The sequence below is a fragment of the Janibacter sp. RAF52 genome (assembly GCF_052114035.1).
Taxonomy (GTDB): domain Bacteria; phylum Actinomycetota; class Actinomycetes; order Actinomycetales; family Dermatophilaceae; genus Janibacter; species Janibacter hoylei.
This window is the reverse complement of sequence record NZ_JBFRDY010000014.1, coordinates 20,018-43,782: the sequence shown is the minus strand read 5'-3', so window position 1 is coordinate 43,782 and position 23,765 is coordinate 20,018. Positions and strand designations below refer to the sequence as shown.

23 protein-coding genes are annotated in these 23,765 nt (G+C 70.8%); 22 read left to right on the top strand and 1 reads right to left on the bottom strand.

Translation table 11 applies throughout. The features are described from left to right. Positions 1 to 87: 87 nt before the first annotated feature. From argS to AB4Y78_RS14765, 7 genes are all read left to right on the top strand, one after another. Positions 88 to 1,731 (top strand): arginine--tRNA ligase, encoded by a 1,644-nt coding sequence (gene argS, locus AB4Y78_RS14795; protein ID WP_441715128.1) that lies wholly within the window; start codon positions 88 to 90, stop codon positions 1,729 to 1,731. 19 nt (positions 1,732 to 1,750) lie between these two features. Further along, complete coding sequence (gene lysA / locus AB4Y78_RS14790; RefSeq protein WP_441715126.1) at positions 1,751 to 3,214, top strand: diaminopimelate decarboxylase; 1,464 nt, start codon at positions 1,751 to 1,753, stop codon at positions 3,212 to 3,214. Beyond that, positions 3,211 to 4,536 (top strand): homoserine dehydrogenase, encoded by a 1,326-nt coding sequence (locus tag AB4Y78_RS14785; protein ID WP_441715124.1) that lies wholly within the window; start codon positions 3,211 to 3,213, stop codon positions 4,534 to 4,536. The genes lysA and AB4Y78_RS14785 overlap by 4 nt, the downstream gene beginning before the upstream one ends. A gap of 1 nt (position 4,537) precedes the next feature. Continuing rightward, on the top strand, positions 4,538 to 5,638 hold the full coding sequence (gene thrC, locus AB4Y78_RS14780) for a threonine synthase (RefSeq protein ID WP_007927789.1): 1,101 nt from the start codon (positions 4,538 to 4,540) through the stop codon (positions 5,636 to 5,638). Between the two features lie 2 nt (positions 5,639 to 5,640). Next, positions 5,641 to 6,570, top strand: a complete 930-nt coding sequence (gene thrB, locus AB4Y78_RS14775) for a homoserine kinase (RefSeq protein ID WP_441715122.1) — start codon at positions 5,641 to 5,643, stop codon at positions 6,568 to 6,570. Between the two features lie 423 nt (positions 6,571 to 6,993). Beyond that, complete coding sequence (gene rho / locus AB4Y78_RS14770) at positions 6,994 to 8,997, top strand: transcription termination factor Rho (protein ID WP_407716933.1); 2,004 nt, start codon at positions 6,994 to 6,996, stop codon at positions 8,995 to 8,997. A gap of 69 nt (positions 8,998 to 9,066) precedes the next feature. After that, entirely contained in the window at positions 9,067 to 9,528 is a 462-nt protein-coding gene (locus AB4Y78_RS14765) for a sensor histidine kinase (protein ID WP_007927783.1), read from the top strand. Between the two features lie 25 nt (positions 9,529 to 9,553). Here AB4Y78_RS14765 and AB4Y78_RS14760 read toward each other — a convergent pair whose 3' ends face one another. After that, positions 9,554 to 10,123 carry a GNAT family N-acetyltransferase gene (locus AB4Y78_RS14760; protein WP_441715119.1) on the bottom strand — a complete coding sequence of 190 codons (570 nt, stop codon included), beginning with the start codon at positions 10,121 to 10,123 and terminating at the stop codon, positions 9,554 to 9,556. 195 nt (positions 10,124 to 10,318) lie between these two features. On the opposite strand from AB4Y78_RS14760, the gene rpmE reads away from it, so the two are divergent. The 15 genes from rpmE to atpD all read left to right on the top strand — a co-directional run bounded on the left by rpmE (position 10,319) and on the right by atpD (position 23,653). Then, a complete protein-coding gene (gene rpmE / locus AB4Y78_RS14755) occupies positions 10,319 to 10,537 on the top strand; it encodes a 50S ribosomal protein L31 (RefSeq protein ID WP_306514302.1) in 219 nt (72 codons plus the stop codon). 90 nt (positions 10,538 to 10,627) lie between these two features. Next, positions 10,628 to 11,716, top strand: coding sequence for a peptide chain release factor 1 (gene prfA, locus AB4Y78_RS14750; RefSeq protein WP_306514301.1), 1,089 nt, complete (start codon positions 10,628 to 10,630; stop codon positions 11,714 to 11,716). Next, positions 11,713 to 12,618, top strand: a complete 906-nt coding sequence (gene prmC, locus AB4Y78_RS14745; protein ID WP_306514299.1) for a peptide chain release factor N(5)-glutamine methyltransferase — start codon at positions 11,713 to 11,715, stop codon at positions 12,616 to 12,618. The genes prfA and prmC overlap by 4 nt, the downstream gene beginning before the upstream one ends. A gap of 10 nt (positions 12,619 to 12,628) precedes the next feature. Further along, positions 12,629 to 13,507 (top strand): L-threonylcarbamoyladenylate synthase, encoded by an 879-nt coding sequence (locus AB4Y78_RS14740; protein WP_128276978.1) that lies wholly within the window; start codon positions 12,629 to 12,631, stop codon positions 13,505 to 13,507. Continuing rightward, positions 13,504 to 14,781, top strand: coding sequence for a serine hydroxymethyltransferase (glyA, locus tag AB4Y78_RS14735; protein WP_441715117.1), 1,278 nt, complete (start codon positions 13,504 to 13,506; stop codon positions 14,779 to 14,781). Before AB4Y78_RS14740 ends, glyA begins: the two co-directional genes overlap by 4 nt. Before the next feature lie 69 nt (positions 14,782 to 14,850). Continuing rightward, positions 14,851 to 15,996 carry a glycosyltransferase family 4 protein gene (locus AB4Y78_RS14730; protein ID WP_306514296.1) on the top strand — a complete coding sequence of 382 codons (1,146 nt, stop codon included), beginning with the start codon at positions 14,851 to 14,853 and terminating at the stop codon, positions 15,994 to 15,996. 119 nt (positions 15,997 to 16,115) lie between these two features. Further along, entirely contained in the window at positions 16,116 to 16,535 is a 420-nt protein-coding gene (locus AB4Y78_RS14725; protein WP_259912125.1) for a hypothetical protein, read from the top strand. 41 nt (positions 16,536 to 16,576) lie between these two features. After that, entirely contained in the window at positions 16,577 to 16,912 is a 336-nt protein-coding gene (locus tag AB4Y78_RS14720) for an AtpZ/AtpI family protein (protein ID WP_265231332.1), read from the top strand. Then, positions 16,909 to 17,706 (top strand): F0F1 ATP synthase subunit A, encoded by a 798-nt coding sequence (gene atpB / locus AB4Y78_RS14715; protein ID WP_007926950.1) that lies wholly within the window; start codon positions 16,909 to 16,911, stop codon positions 17,704 to 17,706. The genes AB4Y78_RS14720 and atpB overlap by 4 nt, the downstream gene beginning before the upstream one ends. Before the next feature lie 100 nt (positions 17,707 to 17,806). Beyond that, a complete protein-coding gene (locus tag AB4Y78_RS14710) occupies positions 17,807 to 18,013 on the top strand; it encodes an ATP synthase F0 subunit C (protein WP_007926951.1) in 207 nt (68 codons plus the stop codon). 50 nt (positions 18,014 to 18,063) lie between these two features. After that, the gene (locus tag AB4Y78_RS14705) at positions 18,064 to 18,660 is read left to right on the top strand and encodes a F0F1 ATP synthase subunit B (RefSeq protein WP_282072805.1); all 597 of its coding nucleotides are present in this window, start codon (positions 18,064 to 18,066) and stop codon (positions 18,658 to 18,660) included. Then, the gene (locus tag AB4Y78_RS14700; protein WP_306514292.1) at positions 18,660 to 19,469 is read left to right on the top strand and encodes a F0F1 ATP synthase subunit delta; all 810 of its coding nucleotides are present in this window, start codon (positions 18,660 to 18,662) and stop codon (positions 19,467 to 19,469) included. Before AB4Y78_RS14705 ends, AB4Y78_RS14700 begins: the two co-directional genes overlap by 1 nt. A 73-nt stretch (positions 19,470 to 19,542) precedes the next feature. Further along, on the top strand, positions 19,543 to 21,180 hold the full coding sequence (atpA, locus tag AB4Y78_RS14695; RefSeq protein ID WP_007926955.1) for a F0F1 ATP synthase subunit alpha: 1,638 nt from the start codon (positions 19,543 to 19,545) through the stop codon (positions 21,178 to 21,180). A 101-nt stretch (positions 21,181 to 21,281) separates the two neighbouring features. Further along, positions 21,282 to 22,181 (top strand): F0F1 ATP synthase subunit gamma, encoded by a 900-nt coding sequence (locus AB4Y78_RS14690; RefSeq protein WP_007926956.1) that lies wholly within the window; start codon positions 21,282 to 21,284, stop codon positions 22,179 to 22,181. 17 nt (positions 22,182 to 22,198) lie between these two features. Further along, the gene (atpD, locus tag AB4Y78_RS14685; protein ID WP_282072798.1) at positions 22,199 to 23,653 is read left to right on the top strand and encodes a F0F1 ATP synthase subunit beta; all 1,455 of its coding nucleotides are present in this window, start codon (positions 22,199 to 22,201) and stop codon (positions 23,651 to 23,653) included. The last annotated feature ends 112 nt before the right edge of the window (positions 23,654 to 23,765 follow it).

Genomic DNA, 23,765 nt, shown 5'->3' with positions numbered 1-23,765 from the left:
GCCCGGTGAGGTTAGCACCGGGCTCGCCCGTCCCGAGAATCGACCGCCGCGACGGGCACGACCGCCGCGCACCTAGACTGGCCGACCGTGACCCCCGAAGAGCTTGTTGCAGCGATCCGTGCCGCCCTGACCGCCGCCGTCGAGGCCGGCGAGATGACCGTCGAGGTGCCCGCCGAGATCCGCGTGGAGCGACCGAAGCAAAAGGGCCACGGTGACTGGACGAGCAACATCTCGATGCAGCTGGCCAAGCCGGCCGGCATGAAGCCCCGGGACGTCGCCGCGGTCGTCGCCGCGCGTCTCGGCGCCACCGCAGGCATCGCCGACATCGAGATCGCCGGCCCGGGCTTCCTCAACATCACCCTCGACGCCGCCTCCGCCGGTGAGCTCGCGCGCTCGATCGTCGAGGCCGGTGCCGCCTACGGCCGCAACGAGGCGATGGCCGGCCACACGGTCAACCTCGAGTTCATCTCCGCCAACCCCACCGGTCCGCTGCACATCGGCCACACCCGCTGGGCAGCGCTCGGCGACTCGATCCGCCGCCTGCTCGCGGCCTCCGGAGCGGCCGTCACCTCCGAGTACTACATCAACGACGCCGGCGCCCAGATGGACAACTTCGCCGCCTCCGTCCTGGCCCGGGCGAAGGGGGAACCCACACCCGAGGGCGGGTACCCCGGTGCCTACGTCGACGACCTGGCGGAGACCGCCCTTCGCGCCCGCCCCGACCTGCTCGAGCTGCCGCATAACGAGGCCCTGGCCGTCGCCCGCCAGCTCGGCTACGAGGCCCAGCTCGCCGACATCCGGTCCACCCTCGACGACTTCGGCGTGCACTTCGACGTGTGGTTCTCCGAAAAGACCCTGCACGACGGGGGAGCGGTCCAGGCCGCCATCGCCCGCCTGCGAGAGCAGGGCCACGTCGACGACCGCGACGGGGCCGTCTGGCTGCGCACCACTGACTTCGGCGACGACAAGGACCGCGTCCTGGTCCGCGCCGACGGCGTGCCCACGTACTTCGCCGCCGACGCCGCGTACTACCTGAGCAAGAAGGACCGCGGCTTCCCCGAGAAGATCTACCTCCTCGGTGCCGACCACCACGGCTACGTCTCCCGGCTCAAGGCCATCGCCGCCTGCGCAGGTGACGACCCGGACACCAACATCGAGATCCGCATCGGGCAGCTCGTCAACCTCAACGGCGCCAAGCTGTCGAAGCGCGCCGGCAACATCATCGAGCTGCGCGACCTCATCTCGTGGATCGGCTCCGACGCCGTGCGCTACTCGCTGGCCCGCTACCCCGCGGACAGCCCGCTCAGCCTCGACGGCGAGGAGCTGCGCAAGCAGACCAACGACAACCCCGTCTTCTACGTGCAGTACGCACACGCGCGCACCGCCAACGTCGCGCGCCTGGCCGCCGAGGACGGCATCGACCGCGCCGACGCCTTCGAGCCGGGGCTGCTCTCGGACCCGACCGAGGCGACCCTGCTCGCCACGCTCGGCGACTTCCCGCGGGTCGTCGCCCACGCGGCCGAGCTGCGTGAACCGCACCGCGTCGCCCGCTACCTCGAGACCCTCGCCGGGCACTTCCACAAGTGGTACGACACCTGCCGCGTGCGCCCGCGCTCCGACGAGGAGCTCACCGACACGCACCGCACGCGCCTGTGGCTCAACGACGCCACCCGCCAGGTGCTCGCCAACGGCCTCGACCTGCTCGGCGTCTCGGCGCCCGAGCGCATGTGAGGCGACCGTGGCGACCAACATGAGGGCCCACGAGGCCGGCATCCTCCACGCCGACGGCTACGGCGCGGCGCCCCAGTGGCTGCCCTACCCGAGCGACGTCATGGAGCTGCTGCCGCAGCTGTGGCCGAGCAACGTCACCCGTGACGACAGCGGCGTCCTCGCCGTCGGCGGGCTGCGGGTGACCGACATCGCCCGTGACTTCGGCACCGCCGCCTACGTCCTCGACGAGGATGACTTCCGCTCGCGCGCACGGGCCTTCCGCGACGACTTCACCGCTCCCTTCGCTGCGGTGGCCGGTGCCGACGTCTACTACGCCGGCAAGGCCTTCCTCTGCTCCGCCGTCGCCCGGTGGATCATGGAGGAGGGGCTCGGCCTCGACACGTGCAGCGGCGGCGAGCTGGCCGTCGCGCAGCGCGTCGGCTTCCCGGGTGAGCGGATCGCGTTGCACGGCAACAACAAGTCGGTCGCGGAGCTGCGCCAGGCCCTCGCCTACGGCGTCGGGCGCATCGTCGTCGACTCCTTCGACGAGATCGAGCGGGTCGCCGCCGTCGCCGCCGAGCTCGGCGTCACCGCCCCGGTCATGGTCCGCGTCACCGTCGGCGTCGAGGCGCACACCCACGAGTTCATCGCCACCGCGCACGAGGACCAGAAGTTCGGCTTCTCCCTCGCCGGTGGGCAGGCCCGCGCCGCGATCGACGCCATCGTGGCGAAGGGGGAGCAGCTGCGCCTGCTCGGCCTGCACAGCCACATCGGCAGCCAGATCTTCGACACCTCCGGCTTCGAGATCGCCGCCCGCCGGCTCATCGACCTGCACACCGAGGTCGCCGACGAGCACGGGATCGCCATGCCCGAGATGGACCTCGGTGGTGGCTACGGCATCGCCTACACCTCCGAGCACGAGCCGCTCACCCCCGCCCAGCTCGGCACCCAGATGGCCGAGCTCGTCGACCGCGAGCTCAAGGGCTTCCGCGACGGCCACCCCGAGGCGCCGCTGCCGCGCATCTCCATCGAGCCGGGCCGCGCCATCGCCGGGCCGAGCGCCTTCACCCTCTACGAGATCGGCACGGTCAAGGACGTCGAGGTGAGCCACGGCGTCACCCGCTCCTACGTCTCCGTCGACGGTGGCATGAGCGACAACGTGCGCACCGCGCTCTACGGCGCCGACTACTCGTGCACCCTTGCGGGGCGCCGCTCCACCGCACCCGCTCGACTCGTGCGGGTCGTCGGGCGGCACTGCGAGAGCGGCGACATCGTGGTCATGGACGAGTACCTGCCCGACGACATCACGCCCGGTGACCTCATCGCCGTCCCCGGCACCGGCGCCTACTGCCGCAGCCTGTCCAACCAGTACAACCACACGCCGCGGCCGCCCGTGATCGCGGTGCGAGACGGCGTTGCACGGGTCATCGTGCGACGCGAGACGATCGACGACCTGCTCGCCCTCGACGTGGACGAGCCCAGCCCGCTCCAGGAGGTCCGATGACCACCGCCCCCGACCAGACCCCCCTTCGCGTCGCTCTGCTCGGCGGTGGTGTCGTCGGCGGCAGCGTCGCCCGGCTGCTCACCGCGCAGGCCGACGACCTGGCGCAGCGGATCGGTCGACCGCTCGAGATCGTCGGCATCGCCGTGCGGCGGGCCGGCCGTGACCGCTCCGACCTCGGGGTCGACCCGGCGCTCTTCATGACCGACGCGGCCGAGCTCGTCACGCGCGCCGACATCGTCGTCGAGGTCATCGGCGGCATCGAGCCCGCCCGCAGCCTGATCCTCTCGGCGATGGAGCACGGGGCCTCGGTCGTCACGGCCAACAAGGCGCTGCTCGCCGAGGACGGCCCGACGCTCTACGCGGCCGCCGAGCAGCACGGCGTCGACCTCTACTACGAGGCCGCCGTCGCCGGAGCCATCCCGATCCTGCGGCCGATCCGCGACTCGCTCGCCGGCGACTCGATCCGCCGCGTCATCGGGATCGTCAACGGCACGACCAACTTCGTGCTCGACGCCATGGACTCCACGGGTGCCGGCTTCGCCGAGACCGTCGAGCGGGCCCAGGCACTCGGCTACGCCGAGGCCGACCCGACCGCCGACGTCGAAGGCTTCGACGCCGCGGCCAAGGCCGCGATCCTCTCCTCGCTGGCCTTCCACTCGCGGGTCGCGAGCGCCGACGTCCACCGTGAGGGCATCACCGAGGTGAGCGCCCGCGACATCGCCGCCGCGCAGGAGATGGGCTGCACCGTCAAGCTGCTCGCGATCTGCGAGCGGGTGACGGGCGAGGACGGGCGGGGGGGCATCTCCGCGCGCGTCCACCCGGCGCTCATCCCGCTCAGCCACCCCCTGGCCTCCGTCCGCGAGGCGTACAACGCGGTCTTCGTCGAGGCCGAGGGCGCCGGCGAGCTGATGTTCTACGGGCAGGGTGCCGGCGGCGACCCGACGGCCAGCGCCGTGCTCGGCGACCTCGTCGCGGTGGCCCGCGCGCGGGTCACCGGCGGCCGCGGGCCGGGGGAGAGCGCCTACGCGGACCTGCCCGTCCTGCCGATGGGCGAGGCGATCACCCGCTACCACGTCAGCCTCGACGTCGCCGACCGCTCGGGCGTGCTCGCGAGCGTCGCCTCGGTCTTCGCCGAGCACGACGTCTCCATCGAGACCGTGCGCCAGCAGGTCGTCACCGACGACGACGGCTCGGCGCGGGCGATTCTCGTCATCGTCACCCACGCGGCGACCGATGCCGCGCTCTCCGCGACCGTCAACGAGCTCGACGGGCTCGACACGGTCAACGAGGTCACCTCCGTCATGCGTGTTGAAGGGAACTGACATGGCCCACCAGTGGCGCGGCGTCATCACCGAGTACGCCGACCGGCTGCCCATGCTGGCCGGCGCCCCGACCGTCACCCTGCGCGAAGGGGGGACCCCCCTCATCCCCGCCGAGCACCTCAGCGAGCTCGTCGGCGCGCAGGTGCACGTCAAGTACGAGGGCCTCAACCCCACCGGCTCCTTCAAGGACCGCGGCATGACCGCCGCGATGTCGATGGCGGCGGCGAAGGGGGCCAAGGCCGTCATCTGCGCGTCCACCGGCAACACCTCGGCCTCCGCGGCCGCCTATGCGACGAAGGCCGGCATGACCTGTGCCGTCCTCGTCCCCGAGGGCAAGATCGCGATGGGCAAGCTGTCGCAGGCCATCGCCCACGGCGCGACCCTGCTGCAGGTCGACGGCAACTTCGACCACTGCCTCGACGTCGCCCGCAAGCTCGCCGAGTCGTACCCGGTCGAGCTGGTCAACTCGGTCAACCCGGCCCGCATCGAGGGGCAGAAGACGGCCTCCTTCGAGATCGTCGACGCGCTCGGCGACGCCCCCGACATCCACTGCCTGCCGGTCGGCAACGCTGGCAACATCACCGCCTACTGGCGCGGTTACCGCGAGTACGCCACCGAGACCGAAGGGGTCTCCGGCACCCTCGCGCCGGTGGCCACCCGCACGCCGCAGATGTGGGGCTTCCAGGCCGCCGGCTCGGCGCCCATCGTCCTCGGGCACCCGGTCGACGAGCCCGACACGATCGCGACGGCGATCCGCATCGGCAACCCCGCGTCGTGGCAGCAGGCCGAGGCCGCGCGCGACGACTCCGGCGGTCGTATCGAGGCCGTCACGGACGAGGAGATCCTCCAGGCGCACCGGCTGCTGTCCTCGCGCGAGGGCATCTTCGTCGAGCCCGCCTCGGCGGCCTCGGTCGCCGGCCTGCTCAAGGCCTCCGCGGCCGGGCAGGTCCCCGCTGGCGCGACGATCGTCTGCACCGTGACCGGTCACGGGCTCAAGGACCCGCAGTGGGCGCTGAAGAATGCCGACGGCAGCGACATCGCCCCGGTGAGCGTGCCGGCCGAGGCCTACGCGATCGCCCGCGAGCTCGGCCTGCAGGACTGAGCGTGACGATCCCCGCCGGGACGTCGGTCACCCTGCGGGTGCCCGCGTCCAGTGCCAACCTCGGGCCCGGCTTCGACTGCGTCGGGCTGGCGCTCGGCGTCTGGGACGAGTGCACCGTCACCGTCACGGCCGAACCCGGCCTGGTCATCGAGGTCGAGGGGTCCGGGGCCGACAGCGTGCCCCGCAACGAGAGCCACCTCGTCGTGCGCACGATGATCACCGCCTGGCAGCACCTCGACGTGCCCCCGCCGGCCGGGCTGCACCTGCGCGCGACCAATGCGGTGCCCCACGGCCGGGGGATGGGTTCATCGGCGACGGCCATCGTCGGCGGTGTTGCCGCGGCCCACGCGCTCGCCGTCCGCGGTGGTGCCCTCGCCGGGACCGAGCTCGACCTCGACGTCGTCAACGGCATCGCCAGTGCCCTCGAAGGGCACCCGGACAACGCGTCGGCGAGCGTCTACGGCGGGGCGACGCTCTCCGTCACCGACCCCGGCGGACCGCTGCCGCGGACCCGCAGCGTCCCTCTTCGTCTGCACCCGCAGATCGAGGCCGTCGTCCTCGTGCCGGAGACGACGCTGAGCACGCACACCGCCCGGACGGTGCTGCCCGAGGTCGTGCCGCTGGCCACCGCCGCGGCCAACTCGGCCCGCACAGGGCTGCTCGTGCACGCCCTCACCGCGGCGCCGGAGCTGCTCGTCGAGGCGACCCACGACCTGCTGCACCAGGAGCCCCGTCGCCCGAGCTACCCGCAGAGCATGGCGCTCGTCGACACACTGCGGGGGGCCGGTCTCGCCGCGACGATCTCCGGCGCCGGTCCGTCCGTGCTCGTGCTGACGTCCGCCGACCGGGTCGCCGAGGTGGCCCCGCTCGTGCCCGCCGGCTGGCGGGTGCTCACCCCCGGCGTCCCCACCCACGGCGTCCACCTCGTCTGACCCCCCTTCCGCATTTCCCTAGGGAAATCACCACGGAAGCCGGCATTTCCCTAGGCAAATGCGCAGGGAGGCCCGCATTTGCCTAGGGAAATGCGCAGGGAAGTCCGTATTTGCCTAGGGAAATACGCAGGGGTGGAGGCGGGCGGTGGTCGGCGCCATCCCGGGCACGTGCGCGCAGGGGGTGACGCGGGCCGGATGTGCGGGTGACAGGGGGTGCAGTGATACATTGGCTGTGCTCCTTCGAGGTCCGGTGCCCTGACATCCCAGTCGGGGGCACATGAGGTCCCGGAGCTTCCCCCACGTGAGTGCCATCGGCCTCCGGGTCAGGCGCGCAGCCGTGGGGATCTCACCAACATTCCCGCTCTTGACGGGACTCATCAGGCCTGCCCTGCGCGGCGGGCCCTACGAGGGAAAGGGTCCTTCGTGACCGACACCAGCACTGGCGACACCACCGCTCCCGCGACCGCGGAGCAGCCTCGCCGATCCGGCGCACTCAGCGCGATGCGCCTGGCCCAGCTGCAGCAGCTCGCCTCGAGCATGGGGATCACGGGCACCGCCAAGATGCGCAAGAGCGACCTCGTCGCCGCCATCCGCGCCCAGCAGTCCGGCTCCTCCGCCGAGCAGCCCGCCAAGGCTCCCCGTCGCGCCTCCCGCGCGGCGTCCGCCCCGGAGCAGGCCCCCGCCGCCGACGTGGCGCCGGCCGCCCAGAGCACCGAGAGCACCGACAAGGGCTCGGACACGGGTGCCGACAAGGGCGCCGCGGCCCAGGCCGAGGCCCCGAGCGCCGAGCGCACCGACTCCGGTCGTGAGCAGGGCCAGCGCGAGCAGGGTCGGGGCCGCGGCAACGACCGCAGCCAGGGCAACGACCAGGGCGCTCGCAACGACCGCAACGACCAGGGCGCTCGCAACGACCGCAACGACCAGGGCGGTCGCAACCAGGGCAACGACCAAGGCGGCCGCAACGACCGCAACCAGGGCAACACCCGCGGCAACGACAACCAGGGTGGCAACCGCGACAACAACCGCGGCGGCGACAACCAGGGCGGTCGCAACAACGACCGCAACGACCGCGACAACAACCGCGGCAACGACAACCGTGGCGGCGGCAACGACAACCGCAACCAGGGTGACGACGAGCGCGGCGGCCGGCGCAGCCGCAATCGCAATCGCAACCGCAACCGTGACAAGCGGCGCGGCGGCGGTCAGCAGTTCGACGACACCGAGCCGCAGATCCACGAGGACGACGTGCTCGTCCCCGTCGCGGGCATCCTCGACGTCCTCGACAACTACGCCTTCATCCGCACCTCGGGTTACCTGCCCGGACCCAACGACATCTACGTGCCGCTCGGTGTCGTCAAGCGCAACGGCCTGCGCAAGGGTGACGCCGTCACCGGTCAGGTCAAGGCCGCCCGTGAGGGCGAGGAGCCGCAGCAGCAGACGATCAACACCAAGGGCAACCGCGGCAAGTACAACCCGCTCGCGAAGCTCGAGACCGTCAACGGCATGACCCCCGACGACGCCAAGCGTCGCGCGGACTTCGGCAAGCTGACGCCGCTCTACCCGCAGGACCGCCTGCGTCTGGAGACCGAGTCCAACATCCTGACGACCCGGATCATCGACCTCGTCGCCCCGATCGGCAAGGGCCAGCGTGGCCTCATCGTCGCCCCGGCCAAGGCCGGCAAGACGATGGTCATGCAGTCGATCGCCAACGCGATCACCACCAACAACCCCGAGTGCCACCTCATGGTCGTCCTCGTCGACGAGCGCCCCGAAGAGGTCACCGACATGCAGCGCGCGGTCAAGGGCGAGGTCATCTCCTCGACCTTCGACCGCCCGGCCGACGACCACACGACGGTCGCCGAGCTGGCCATCGAGCGGGCCAAGCGTCTCGTCGAGATGGGCCACGACGTCGTCGTGCTCCTCGACTCGATCACCAAGCTGGGTCGCGCCTACAACCTCGCCGCCCCGGCGAGTGGGCGCATCCTCTCCGGTGGTGTCGACTCCGCGGCGCTCTACCCGCCGAAGAAGTTCTTCGGCGCCGCCCGCAACATCGAGAACGGCGGCTCGCTGACCATCCTCGCCACCGCGCTCGTCGAGACCGGCTCGCGCATGGACGAGGTGATCTTCGAGGAGTTCAAGGGCACGGGCAACATGGAGCTCAAGCTCGACCGTGGCCTGGCCAACCGCCGCATCTTCCCGGCCGTGGACGTCAACGGCTCCGGCACCCGCCGCGAGGAGATCCTCCTCGCGCCCGAGGAGCTGAAGATCATGTGGAAGCTGCGCCGCGTGCTCGCCGCCCTCGACACCCAGCAGGGCGTCGAGCTGCTCCTCGACCGGCTGCGCAAGACCAAGACGAACTACGAGTTCCTCATGCAGGTCCAGCAGACCAGCTCGATCAAGCTCGGCGACGAGGACGAGACGGCCTGACCGTCCGCCCGCACCATCGAAGGGGGTCGACCGTGCGCCCGTGGAGGACGACGAAGGGAGGCCTGTCCGGTGAGACGGCCGGGTTCCGAGGCTCTCCCCGAGCGCGTCGTCGAGCAGCTGTGCCCGGTCGCGCAGGCGGCCGGGGTGGACCTCACCATCGAGCGTGGAGACGAGCCCGTCCCCGTCCACGGCGATGCCCAGCAGATCGAGAGGGCAGTGACCAATGTCGTGAGCAATGCCGTGAAGTTCACGCCCGCCGGTGGCACGGTCGCGGTGACGACCGACCGTCATGGTGACGTCGTGCGCATCACCTGTCGCGACTCGGGCATGGGGATCCCCGAGGCCGAGCGACAACGGCTCTTCACCCGGTTCTTCCGGGCGAGTGATGCCCAGGCCGGCCAGATCCAGGGCACGGGGCTGGGCCTGGTCATCGTCCGGACCATCGCGGAGGTGCACGGCGGCACGGTGGACCTCGAGTCGGTCGAGGGCGAGGGGACCACGGTGACGATCACCCTGCCCATCGCCCCCTGAGCATCACCCGGGCGCGGCCGGCCGGTCAGGCGTCGGGTGCCGCCGTCGACCGCTCCAGCCGCAGCCGCATCTCGGGGAAGGTCGAGTCGACGAAGCCGTAGTCGTCGTAGATGTCCCGCCCGGCCTCGGTCGCGTTGAGCGTCACGACCTCGACCTCGGTCTCCTCCTCGAACCACTCGAGCAGCGAGGCGAGGACCGCGTGGGTGAAGCCGAGCCGGCGGTGCCGGGGGAAGGTCGCGATGTTGGTGATGAGCCCGCCCTCGCCGGCCCGCGTGGGGGAGGGCATGAGGTCGAGGACCTGGCCGATCGCGCACGAGACGACCGTGCCGTTGGCCTCCGCGACGACGACGTGGGTGTGCTCGTCGGCCAGGTGCGCCTGCAGCCAGCGCGAGGCGTCCTCCTGCCAGGTCGGGTCGGAGATCTGCTCGGCGGGCGTGCCCATCGCCTCGAACATCAGCGCCCGCAGGGCGACGATCGTCGCGCCGTCGCTCGGCACGGCAGGGCGGATGACCGAGCCCTCCACGGGGCCGGGGACAGGCTCCCTTCGTCGCTCGCGGGAGGTGCGCCGGGGCAGACGGGGGCGGGGAGGAGCCATGGGCCCATCCTGCCGCAGTCGCCCGCGGCGGACCGGGGAACAACGCCGGCCGATCGTGTGTTTGGAACCCCTGTGCGCGTCATGGCACAATTCATGGTTGGTCCGGTTCACGGCACGCGGCGCAGACGTCCGCAGCTGTCGGCCCACTCCGGCGCAGCGCCGACCCGGACACACTCACGACCCGAGGAGCACCACGTGAAGAAGGACATCCACCCCACCTACGAGGCGACGACCGTCTCGTGCACCTGCGGCAACACCTTCGCCACCCGCAGCACCAAGCCGGACCACCAGATCCGCGCCGAGGTCTGCAGCCAGTGCCACCCGTTCTACACGGGCAAGCAGAAGATCATGGACACCGGTGGTCGCGTGGCCCGCTTCCAGAAGCGCTACGGCCAGAAGACCGAGGCCAAGTAGTCACCTCGATGCGCCGGTCAGCCCCGCGGGCTGGCCGGCGCATCGTCGTCTCCAGCCACCGCCGCCCCCACCGACCGCCAGGAGGTCCCCGTGCTCGAGTCCGTCGAGACACTGCTCGCCGAGCACTCCGAGCTCGAGCACGCCCTGGCCGACCCGGCCGTCATCGGTGACCCCGACCGGCTGCGCGAGGTCAACCGTCGCTATGCCGAGCTGACCCCGGTCGTGACCGTGCAGCGCGAGCTCGACCTCGCCACCGGCGACCTCGAGGCGGCGCGTGAGCTCGCCGGCGAGGACCCCGCCTTCGCCGAGGAGGTCCCCGCACTCGAGGCCTCCGTCGCCGCCCTCGAGGACCGGCTGCGCCGTCTGCTCATCCCGCGCGACCCCGACGACGACCGTGACGTCATCCTCGAGATCAAGGCGGGCGAAGGGGGAGAGGAGTCGGCCCTCTTCGCCGGTGACCTGCTGCGCATGTACCTGCGGCACGCGGAGAAGCGCGGCTGGACCACCCGCCTGCTCGACGCCACCGAGTCCGACCTCGGCGGCTACAAGGACGTGCGCGTCGCCGTCGCGGCCAAGGGGACCCCCGAGCCCGGCGCCGCGCCCTGGGCCCGCCTCAAGTACGAAGGGGGAGTCCACCGCGTCCAGCGCGTCCCCGTCACCGAGAGCCAGGGCCGGATCCACACCTCGGCCGCGGGCGTCTGGGTCATGCCCGACATCGAAGACACAGCCGACGTCGACGTGCTGCACCCCAACGACCTGAAGATCGACGTCTATCGCTCCTCCGGGCCCGGCGGGCAGTCGGTCAACACGACCGACTCCGCGGTGCGCATCACCCACCTGCCGACCGGCACGGTCGTCTCCTGCCAGAACGAGAAGTCCCAGCTGCAGAACAAGGAGTCGGCGATGCGCGTGCTGCGCGCCCGCCTGCACCAGATGGCCATGGACGAGGCGGCGGCCGAGGTCAAGGAGGCGCGCGCCTCGCAGGTGCGCACCGTCGACCGCTCCGAGCGGATCCGCACCTACAACTTCCCGGAAAACCGGATCAGCGACCACCGCACCGGATTCAAGGCCAACCGCCTCGACGCCGTCCTCGACGGCGACCTCGACCCGGTCGTCGATTCCGCGGTGCAGGCCGACGAGGAGGCGCGCCTCGCCGCCCTCGCCGGGGCAGGGGAGTGACCTCCCTTCGCTCGGCGCTGACGGAGGCGACAGCCGCGCTCACCGCGGCCGAGGTGCCCTCACCCCGCGCCGACGCCCTCGCCCTCGTCGGGCACGTGCTCGGCGCCGACCGGGGCGAGGTCGAGCGCCGGCTCGTCCTCGGCGGCGAGCTCGACGACGCGACCGCCGAGCGGTTGCGCCGTCTCGTCGAGGAGCGGGCCACCCGGGTGCCGCTGCAGCACCTCACCGGCACCGCCCCCTTCCGCCGGCTCGAGCTGCACGTCGGGCCGGGGGTCTTCGTGCCCCGCCCGGAGACCGAGCAGGCCGTCGACCACGTCATCGCCGCACTGCCGGCCACCGACCGGCCGCTCGTCGTCGACCTGTGCACCGGCTCCGGGGCGCTCGCGCTCGCCGTCGCCGACGAGACGGACGCCGAGGTCACGGCCGTCGAGCTCAGCGACCTCGCCCTCGCCTGGGCCGCCCGCAACGTCGAGGCGACCGGCCTGCCCGTCGCGCTCGTCGCCGCCGACGCCACCGCGGACCCGCGCGACGTGCCCGGGCTCGCCGACCTCGTCGGCCGCGTGGACGTCGTCGTGAGCAACCCGCCCTACATCCCCGCCGGCATGGTGCCGCTCGACCCCGAGGTCGCCGACCACGACCCCGACATGGCGCTCTACGGCGGCAGCGACGACGGTCTGGCCATCCCCCTCGCCGTCGCCGCCACCGCGGCGGCCCTGCTGCGACCGGGCGGCCGGCTCGTCATGGAGCATGCCGACAGCCAGGGCGAGAGCCTGCCTCGCGCGCTCGCCGCGACCGGCGACTGGAGCGACGTCGCCGACCACGCCGACCTCACCGGCCGCGCCCGGACGACGACCGCCCGGCGTGGCGCAGGCGCCCGTCGGGGACCGGCTGCAGCCGACTAGGGTGTGGCGCATGAGTCCAGTCGTCGATGCGACCTCCGACGACCGCACCGGGAGCGTCGCCACCACGGTCGACGCCGTCCGCCGCGGCGAGATCGTCGTCATCCCCACCGACACCGTCTACGGGATCGGGGCCGACGCCTTCGACCCGGCGGCCGTCGCCAACGTCCTCATGGCGAAGGGGAGGGGCCGCGAGATGCCCCCGCCCGTCCTCATCCCCGACGTGCGCACCGTCGACGGGCTGGCCCGGGCCGTCCCCGACTGGGCCCGCCGGCTCATCGACGAGCTGTGGCCCGGCCCGCTCACCCTGGTGCTGCTCGCCCAGCCCTCCCTCCACTGGGACCTCGGCGAGACCGCCGGCACCGTCGCCCTGCGCATGCCCGACGACGAGATCGCGCTCGAGGTCCTGCGCGAGACCGGTCCGATGGCGGTGACGAGCGCCAACCGCACCGGCGAGCCGGCCGCCACGACCATCACCGACGCCGCCGTGCAGCTCGGCCCGGTCGTCAGCGTCTACCTCGACGGCGGCCCGCGCACCAGCCTCGAGCCGTCGACGATCATCGACTGCACGGGCGAGCGACCCGAGGTCCTGCGCCTGGGTGCGATCGGTCGAGACCGTCTCGAGGAGATCCTCGGCGACGGCTTCGACCGGGCCGACGACGAAGGGGGCGTGCCCCCCTTCGACGACCCGCAGCCCGGCGACCTGCCCGAGTACCACGACGAGGACCCCGTCGTCGCGGCCGCGGAGGAGGCCCGTCTGCACCGCCCGCGCCATGGCGCCGGTGCCGGCGACGACGAGCAGTGGGAAGATCTCCCCGCAGACGGCGGCCCGACCGCTGACGTGCACGACCCGACGACCGACACCACCCCCGACCCGGAGGCACCGCGATGACCGACGACACCTTCTACGGCTCCGACTTCGGCGCACTGAGCGCCTTCGACCCGGAGATCGCCGGTGTGCTCACCAGCGAGCTCGACCGCATCCGCGGGGGCCTGCAGCTCATCGCCAGCGAGAACATCTCCTCGCCCGAGGTGCTCACGGCACTCGGCTCGACTTTGAGCAACAAGTACGCCGAGGGCTACCCGGGCCGGCGCTACTACGGTGGCTGCTCCGAGGTCGACAAGGCGGAAAACCTGGCGATCGAGCGCGCCAAGAGCCTGCTCGGTGCCGAGCACGCCAACGTCCAGGCGCACTCCGGGGCGAACGCCAACCAGGCGGTCTACGGTGCCTTCCTCCAGCCGGGGGAGAAGATCCTCGCGATGTCGCTGCCGCACGGTGGCCACCTCACGCACGGCACCAAGGTCTCCTTCTCCGGCAAGTGGTTCGACGCCGTCCACTACGGTGTGCACCCCGAGACCGAGGACGTCGACTACGACGAGATGGATCGTCTGGCCAAGGAGCACCGGCCCAAGGTCATCTGCTCCGGCGGCTCCGCGATCCCGCGGCTGCTCGACTTCGAGCGGATCCGCGCGATCTGCGACGAGGTCGGCGCGATTATGTGGGTCGACGCGGCGCACTTCATCGGCCTCGTCGCCGGCAAGGCGATCCCGAGCCCGGTCCCGCTCGCCGACGTCGTCACCTTCACGACGCACAAGGTCCTGCGCGGCCCCCGCTCCGGTGCACTCGTGTGCAAGGAGGAGCACGCCAAGGCGCTCGACAAGGCGATCTTCCCGATGATGCAGGGCGGCCCGCAGATGCACACGATCGCGGCCAAGGCGGTGAACTTCAAGGAGTGCGCGACGCCCGAGTACCAGCAGTACGCGGCCGATGTCATCGCCAACTCCAAGGTGCTCGCCGACGAGCTGCGGGGGCGCGGCATCCGCCCGACGACCGGCGGCACCGACACCCACCTGTCGCTGCTCGACCTGCAGGGCGTCGGCGTCACCGGTGTCGACGCCGAGGCGCGCTGCGACGCGGCCGGCATCACGCTCAACAAGAACGCCATCCCCAACGACCCGCAGAAGCCCTCGGTCGCCTCCGGCATCCGCGTCGGCACGCCGTGCGTCACGACGCAGGGCATGGGCACGGACGAGATGGTCAAGATCGCCGAGCTCATCCACACGGCGGTCACGACGGGCGACGCCGACCCGGAGCACGCCGTCTCGCGCGAGGTGCGGGCCCAGGTGAGCGAGCTCGTCACCACCTTCCCGGCCTACCCCCGCTGATCCCAACGGTGGTTGAGGTGTGAGGAGCTCTGCGACGAGCCTCGAAACCACGAGCGTCGGGGGGCAGCGGTGAGGGAGTACGTCTTCGTCTTCCTCACCGCGCTCGTCACGACCTATGTCCTCGTGCCGTTGCTGCGGACGGTCGCCATCCGGGTCGGTGCCTTCACCGAGGTGCGGGAGCGCGACGTCCACGTCGTGCCCATCCCGCGCCTGGGTGGGGCGGCGATGTTCCTCGGCTACGCCGCGGCGACGCTCGTTGCCTGGCGGATGCCCTTCCTCCGGCAGGTCTTCGAGTCGGGGGAGCTCATCGGCATCCTCATCGGCGCCGGCGTGGTCTGCCTCGTCGGGGCGATCGACGACGTGCGCGAGCTCGACGCCCTGACCAAGCTCGGCGGCCAGCTCGTGGCCGCGGCGATCATCGCCTTCGCCGGCGTGCAGTTCTTCTCGCTGCCCCTCGGGGTCGTCACCGTGCTGCCGGCGCCGCTGCTCGTGCTCATGACGATCTTCATCGTCGTGTTGTGCATCAACGCGGTGAACTTCATCGACGGCCTCGACGGGCTCGCCGCGGGGCTGGTGGCCATCGCGGCGATCGCCTTCTTCATCTACAGCTACCTCATCTCCGCCAGCTATGCGCCGCCCAACGTCTTCTCCGGGGCGACCTTCGTCTCCGCCGCGCTCGCAGGAGCCTGCCTGGGCTTCCTCCCGCACAACGTCTTCCCCGCCAAGCTCTTCATGGGCGACTCGGGTGCGCTGACGCTCGGGCTGCTGCTCGCGGCGGCGGCGATCCTCAACGTCGGACAGATCGACCCGGCCCAGGTGAGCCAGCTCGGCGCCAACCAGGTCGCGGCCACCGTCCTGCCGCTGCTCATCCCGATCTCGATCATGCTGCTGCCCCTGCTCGACGTCGTGTGGGCCGTCGCCCGTCGCACTGCCCGCGGTCAGCGACCCTGGCAGGCCGACGCCCAGCACCTGCACCACCGGATGCTGCGCATCGGTCACGGGCACCGTCGCGCCGTCCTCCTGCTGTGGCTGTGGGGTGGCGTCGTCGCGCTGGGCTCGGTGAGCTTCGTCGTCCTGCCGCCGCTCGTCGCGGCCGTCGGGGGAGTGCTCATGCTCGCGCTGGCGGCGGGTCTGACGACCTGGCTGCCGCGATTTTCGGCACCGGGGCACCGGCCCAAGGAGTACGACGACCAGGGGCAGCGGATCGACGTGTGAGGGGCCGCACTGCTGGGAATTGGTGGCCCTCGGGACGCTTGTGTAAACTTTCACAAGCGCCCGCCGGACCGTCTGGTCCGACCCGAAGAGCACCTCAGCTCCCGTCCCGAAATGAGCCGATGACGACGACTCAGCGCCGAAGCCCCGTGCCGGGCATGCGCCGTGGCGTCCTCGTCGCCGGGGTCATCGGGACCGCGCTCACCACTGCCGGTGGTGCCGTGGCGAAGGGGGCCGACGGCGCCCTGAGCGCCCTCGCCGGGTCGCTCCTCGCCTTCTTCGTCGTCCTCACCGGACTCATGGCGATCTCGCTCATCGTGGCCGGTGACGTGGGGACGTCGATGGCCGGTGCCGGGGTGGTCTACCTCGGCCAGCTCATCCTCCTCGTCGCGGCCGTCGCAGTCCTGCGCGAGATGTCGTGGCTCGACGGCCGCACCGCTGCCCTCTCCGCCATCGTCGCGACCGTCGTGCTCCAGACAGGCGTCGTGGCCGGCTACGTGCGCGCGCGCCACCTGATCCACCCGACCGGAGCCGGCGCATGAGGGCCCTGGCCCGGCGGCCGAAGGGGGAGACCCCTCGCTTCGTGACCAAGGCGCTCCCGAGCGCCGAGGAGTCTGCGGCGAGCGCCGAGCGCTACCGCACCGACCCGACGCGGCCCCATCCTGCGGCCGCATCCGACGCGATGGCCGCCACGGTCCTCGCCCACTTGATCACCGGGCCCATCCTGTACGGCGCGATCGGCTGGCTGCTCGATCGGTGGCTGGGGACGTCGTTCCTCGTCATCATCGGAGTCGTCGGCGGTATGGCACTGTCGCTGTACGTGATCTGGCTCCGGTACGGTACGTCCCAGGCACCCCACCCCGACCGCGCCACCGCGTCGACGCTCGGTGCCCAGCCACACAACGAGGAGAACCAGTGATCCTGACTGCGCCCGCGCTGCCTGCTGCCGGTGGAGGGGAGTTCCACTCCCCGACGCCGGAGATCTTCTGGCAGCCGCTCTTCGAGGTCGGCGGCATCGTCGTCACCAACCAGATGGCGTGGGCCGCCATCGTCACCGCGGTCGTCTCGATCGCGCTGATCACCCTGAGCCGCAAGGCGGCCGTCGTCCCGAGCAAGGGGCAGTGGCTCCTCGAGGGCTTCTACAACTTCCCGCGCAACAGCGTGGCGCGCGACATGATCGGGACCAAGGAGTTCCGCAAGTTCGTGCCGCTCATCGTCACCCTCTTCACGATGGTGCTCTTCTACAACCTGATGGGGATCTTCCCCTTCGCGATGAACCCGGTCACCGGCAAGATCGGCTTCCCGATCGCCCTCGTCGCGGTCGTCTACGTGGTCTACCACTGGATCGGCTTCCAGAAGATGGGCTTCGTCGGCTACTTCAAGCACATGGTGCCCCCGGGGCTGCCGGGCTGGATCGTGCCCGTCGTCTTCCTGCTCGAGCTGATCACCTACTTCATCACCCGGCCGCTGACGCTGGCCCTGCGACTCTTCGGCAACATGTTTGCCGGTCACATGGTCATCTACCTCTTCGTCACCGCCGGCGCCTACTTCCTGCTGGACGGCGGCATCCTGCTGAAGTTCCTGTCCCTGCCGACCTTCCTCATGGCCGGCGTCATGGTCCTCTTCGAGGCCCTGGTGCAGTTCCTGCAGGCCTTCGTCTTCGTCCTCCTGACCTCCAGCTACATCGCCGGAGCACTGGCCGACGACCACTGAGTCGGCACCCCGCACCCACAACTGCATAGCACCACCACACAGAACTTCCCCACGGGACAGACCCCGCGGTGGATCACAGAAACACGAAAGAGGAATCATCGTGGAAATCTCCGGCAACCTCTCGCTCATCGGTTACGGCCTCTCCGCCATCGGCCCGGCCATCGCCGTCGGTCTGATCTTCGCCGCCTACATCAACGGTGTCGCCCGTCAGCCCGAGGCCCGCGGCCTGCTGCAGCCGATCGCCATCCTCGGCTTCGCCCTCGCCGAGGCCCTCGCCATCTTCGGTCTGGTGCTCTTCTTCCTCTGAGCCTGCCGGCAACGGCCATCCGTCATCGGCACCAGTAACTAGGAGTACCCGTGCACATCACCGCAACCGCCTCGTCGGTCGTGGGTCTCGCCGCGGCCGACGGGGAGAGCATGCCGCTCATCCCGCACATCCCGGAGCTCGTCTTCGGTCTCGTCATGTTCGCGATCCTGTACTTCGTCGTCGCGAAGTACGTGGTCCCGAACATCGAGAAGGCCTACGCCGAGCGTCACGCCGCGATCGAGGGTGGCATCGCCCAGGCCGAGAACGCCCAGGCCGAGGCCGAGGCCGCCAAGGCCCAGTACGAGGCCCAGCTGGCCGAGGCCCGTGCCGAGGCCGCGAAGATCCGTGAGGACGCGCGCGCCGAGGGCGCCGCGATCGTCGCGGAGATGCGTGGTCAGGCCCAGGACGAGGCCAACCGCATCACCGAGTCGGCGCACAAGCAGATCGAGGCCGAGCGCCAGCAGGCGGCCGTCTCGCTGCGCGGTGAGGTGGGTCGCCTGTCGACCGACCTGGCCGGTCGCATCGTCGGCCACGAGCTGCAGGACTCCTCGAGCCGTGCGGGTCTCATCGACCGCTTCCTGGCCGAGCTGGAGTCCGGTCAGGTCCAGCCCGAAAAGGTCGGTCAGTCCCAGCAGGGTGACGCCTGATGCGAGGCTCCTCCCGCGCAGCCGTGGCCGAAGGGCGTCAGTCCTTCGAGACGGCCCTGATGTCCGGTGACCCGGCCGTCGTGGCGGACGAGCTCTTCGCGGTGACCGCGCTGCTCGACGACAACGCGACCCTGCGTCGCGGCGTCGCCGACCCCTCCCGCGAGGGGAAGGACAAGGCGGACCTCATCACCCGGCTGCTGCACGGCAAGGTCTCCAACGAGACCGTCGGCATCGTCGCCGTGCTCGTCGCCCAGCGATGGGCGCAGGAGCGCGACCTCACCGACACGCTCGAGCGCTTCGCCGTCGAGGCCTGCCTCAAGGGGGCCGAGGATGCCGGTGCGATCGACCAGGTCGAGGACGAGCTCTTCCGCTTCGAGCGCGTCGTGGCCGGCAACCCCGAGCTGCGCGACGCCATCGGCAACCGCTCCGGCGACGCCGCTGGCAAGGCGGACCTGGTCGGCGGGCTGCTGCAGGGCAAGGCCCGTCCGGAGACGGTCCGACTGGCACGCCAGTCGGTGCTCGCCCCCCGAGGCCGTCGCTTCGACCGCACGCTCGAGGAGTACCTCGACATCGCGGCCGAGCGTCGCCAGCAGCTGACTGCCGTCGTCACGACCGCGGTCGACCTCACGCAGGAGCAGCACGCCCGGCTCGCCGGCGCGCTGCAGCAGATCTACAGCAAGCCCGTCCAGCTGCAGATCGTCCACGACGAGGACGTCATCGGCGGGATCCGGGTCCAGATCGGCGACGAGGTCGTCGACGGGACCGTCCTGCGACGTCTCGACGAGGCGAAGCGCCACCTGGCCGGCTGACAGCCCGGGTCAGACCACCCATGCAGACCACATACTCGGCCGACACAGCGGCCGGCAACGAGGAGAAGACAACATGACGGAGCTTTCGATCCGTCCGGAGGAGATCCGGGACGCCCTGGACGGCTACGTGCGGTCCTACAACCCGGGCGCGGCCTCCCGCGAAGAGGTCGGTCGCGTCACCGACACCGGTGACGGCATCGCCCACGTCGAGGGACTCCCTTCGGCCATGACCAACGAGCTGCTCGAGTTCGAGGACGGCACCCTCGGCCTCGCGCTCAACCTCGACGTCCACGAGATCGGCGTCGTCGTCCTCGGCGACTTCTCCAAGATCGAAGAGGGCCAGACCGTCAAGCGCACCGGCGAGGTCCTCTCGGTCCCGGTCGGTGACAACTTCCTCGGCCGCGTCGTCAACCCGCTCGGCCAGCCGATCGACGGCCTCGGCGACATCGAGGCCGAGGAGCGCCGCGCGCTCGAGCTGCAGGCTCCCTCGGTCGTCCAGCGCAAGTCGGTCCACGAGCCGCTGCAGACCGGTCTGAAGTCGGTCGACGCCATGACCCCGATCGGCCGTGGCCAGCGTCAGCTGATCATCGGTGACCGCCAGACCGGCAAGACCACGGTTGCGGTCGACACGATCATCAACCAGAAGCAGTTCTGGGAGACCGGCGACCCGCAGAAGCAGGTCCGCTGCATCTACGTCGCCATCGGCCAGAAGGGCTCCACGATCGCGTCCGTCAAGGGCACGCTCGAGGAGGCCGGCGCGATGGAGTACACGACGATCGTCGCGGCCCCCGCCTCCGACGCCGCCGGCTTCAAGTACCTCGCCCCCTTCACCGGCTCGGCCATCGGTCAGCACTGGATGTACCAGGGCAAGCACGTCCTCATCGTCTTTGACGACCTGAGCAAGCAGGCCGAGGCCTACCGCTCGATGTCGCTGCTGCTCCGCCGCCCGCCGGGCCGCGAGGCCTACCCGGGTGACGTCTTCTACCTGCACTCGCGTCTGCTCGAGCGCTGCGCCAAGCTCTCGGACGACATGGGCGCCGGCTCGATGACCGGTCTGCCGATCATCGAGACGAAGGCGGGCGACGTCTCGGCGTACATCCCGACCAACGTCATCTCGATCACCGACGGCCAGATCTACCTGCAGGCCGACCTCTTCAACTCCGACGTCCGCCCCGCCATCGACGTGGGTGTCTCGGTCTCGCGTGTCGGCTCGGCCGCGCAGACCAAGGCGATGAAGTCGGTCTCCGGTCGCCTCAAGCTCGACCTGGCCCAGTACCGCGCGCTCGAGGCCTTCGCGATGTTCGCTTCGGACCTCGACCCCGCGTCGAAGCAGCAGCTGGCCCGAGGCGCCCGCCTCGTCGAGCTGCTCAAGCAGAAGCAGGCCGACCCCTACCCGGTCCCCGAGCAGGCCGTCGCCATCTGGGCCGGCACCACCGGTGAGCTGGACCCAATCGCCGTCGAGGACGTGCGTCGCTTCGAGGCCGAGTTCCTCGACCACCTGCGGCGCAACAAGAACGACCTCATGGAGGGCATCCAGGAGACGGGCAAGCTCGAGGACTCGACGATCTCCGCCCTCGAGGCCGAGATCAAGACCTTCCGCGACAGCTTCGTCCCCTCCAACAAGGAGGACGTCCCGGTCGGTTCGGCGGAGGAGTCGGGCGACGACGCCCAGGACTCCGAGCAGGTCCAGATCGTCAAGCAGAAGCGCTGACCCACCACCGGTCGGGCGCCGTCAGCGGCGCCCGACCGGGGGCAGCAGCCCCCGACCGCCGGCCCTGAGCCGACCACAGACCACCAGAGAGGCGGAAGCACATGGGAGCGCAGATCCGGGAGTACCGGCAGCGCATCCGGTCCGTCAGTGCGACCAAGAAGATCACGCGCGCCATGGAGCTCATGGCGGCCTCGCGGGTCGTCAAGGCCCAGCAGGCCGTGCGTGAGTCCACGCCCTACGCCCGCGCACTCACCCGCGCGGCATCGGCCGTGGCCACGTACTCCGACGAGGACCACCCGCTGACCACCGAGCCGGAAAACGTGCGCCGTGCCGCGGTGCTCGTCATCGCGGCCGACCGCGGCCTCGCGGGCGGCTACAACTCCAACGTCCTCAAGGAGGGGGAGCGGGTCTCCGCCGCCCTTCGTGACCAGGGCAAGGAGGTCCAGACGTACCTCGTGGGTCGTCGCGCGGTCTCCTACTACTCCTTCCGCAAGAAGGAGTTCGTCGCGGAGTGGACCGGCTCGTCCGAGAAGCCGAGCTTCGAGAACGCCCGTGAGATCGGCGAGCGGCTCGTCGCGGACTTCGTCAAGGAGTACGAGGAGGGCGGCGTCGACGAGGTCCACGTCGTCTACACGCGCTTCGTCTCGATGGTGACGCAGGAGGCCGAGGTCATCCGGCTGCTGCCGCTCGAGGTCGTCGAGGGCGTCGAGGAGCCGGGCGCGGACGAGCTCTACCCGCTCTACGAGTTCGAGCCGAGCGGCGAGGAGCTGCTCGACACGCTCCTGCCGCGCTACGTCAACGCGCGCATCTTCAACTGCCTCCTCCAGGCGGCTGCCTCCGAGCTCGCGGCGCGCCAGCGCGCCATGAAGTCGGCGACGGACAACGCCGAGGAGCTCATCAAGAAGTACACCCGACTGGCCAACCAGGCCCGTCAGGCCGAGATCACCCAGGAAATCTCCGAGATCGTCGGCGGGGCCGGGGCCCTGGCCGAGTCCAAGTGAGAAGGTAGAGAGAACCCATGACTGCCACCGTCACCGAAGAGAACACCACCCAGGCGGGTGGGGTCGGGCGCATCTCCCGCGTCACCGGCCCGGTCGTCGACGTCGAGTTCAGCGCCGACACGATGCCCGACCAGTACAACCTGCTCACCACCGAGGTCCAGCTCGGGGAGACCACCCGCACGCTGAACCTCGAGGTCGCCCAGCACATCGGCGACAACATGGTCCGCGCCATCTCCCTGCAGCCCACCGACGGCCTCGTCCGCGGCGGCCAGGTGCAGGACACCGGCGGCCCGATCAGCGTCCCCGTCGGCGACGTCACCCTCGGCAAGGTCTTCAACACGACCGGCGCCTGCCTCAACCTCGAGGAGGGCGAGACCCTCGAGGTCAACGAGCGCTGGGGCATCCACCGCTCCGCCCCGGCCTTCGACCAGCTCGAGTCGAAGACCCAGATGTTCGAGACCGGCATCAAGGTCATCGACCTGCTGACCCCCTACGTCCTGGGTGGCAAGATCGGCCTCTTCGGTGGTGCCGGTGTCGGCAAGACCGTCCTCATCCAGGAGATGATCGCCCGCGTCGCGCGCGACCACGGCGGTGTCTCCGTCTTCGCCGGTGTCGGCGAGCGCACCCGTGAGGGCAACGACCTCATGGTCGAGATGGAGGAGGCCGGCGTCCTCGGTCAGACCGCCCTGGTCTTCGGCCAGATGGACGAGCCGCCGGGCACGCGTCTGCGCGTGGCCCTGTCCGCGCTGACCATGGCGGAGTACTTCCGCGATGTGCAGAAGCAGGACGTGCTGCTCTTCATCGACAACATCTTCCGCTTCACGCAGGCCGGCTCCGAGGTCTCCACGCTGCTGGGCCGCATGCCCTCCGCCGTGGGCTACCAGCCGACCCTCGCCGACGAGATGGGCGTCCTCCAGGAGCGCATCACCTCGACGCGTGGTCACTCGATCACCTCGATGCAGGCGATCTACGTGCCGGCCGACGACTACACCGACCCGGCCCCGGCGACGACCTTCGCGCACCTCGACGCGACGACCGAGCTCAACCGTGAGATCGCGTCCATGGGTATCTACCCGGCCGTGGACCCGCTCACCTCGACGAGCCGCATCCTCGACCGTCGCTACATCGCGGAGGACCACTACAACACCGCGGTCCGCGTGAAGTCGATCCTGCAGAAGAACAAGGAGCTGCAGGACATCATCGCCATCCTCGGTATCGACGAGCTGTCCGAGGAGGACAAGATCCTCGTCAACCGGGCGCGTCGCATCCAGCGCTTCCTGTCGCAGAACACCTACGTCGCCAAGCAGTTCACCGGCATCGAGGGGTCGACGGTCTCGCTGGCCGACACCATCGAGGCCTTCACCAAGATCGCCGACGGTGAGTACGACCACGTGGCCGAGCAGGCCTTCTTCATGTGCGGTGGCCTCGACGACGTCGAGCGCCAGTGGGCGGAGATCCAGAAGAGCCTCTGACCCCACCCGCAGCACGGCCACGGCCGCTCCCTTCGTCACGAAGGGGGCGGCCGTCGCCGTCGCGGGGGAGGGCCGCCCCCGGTCGGACGGCATTGGGGCGCACGCGGGCCCG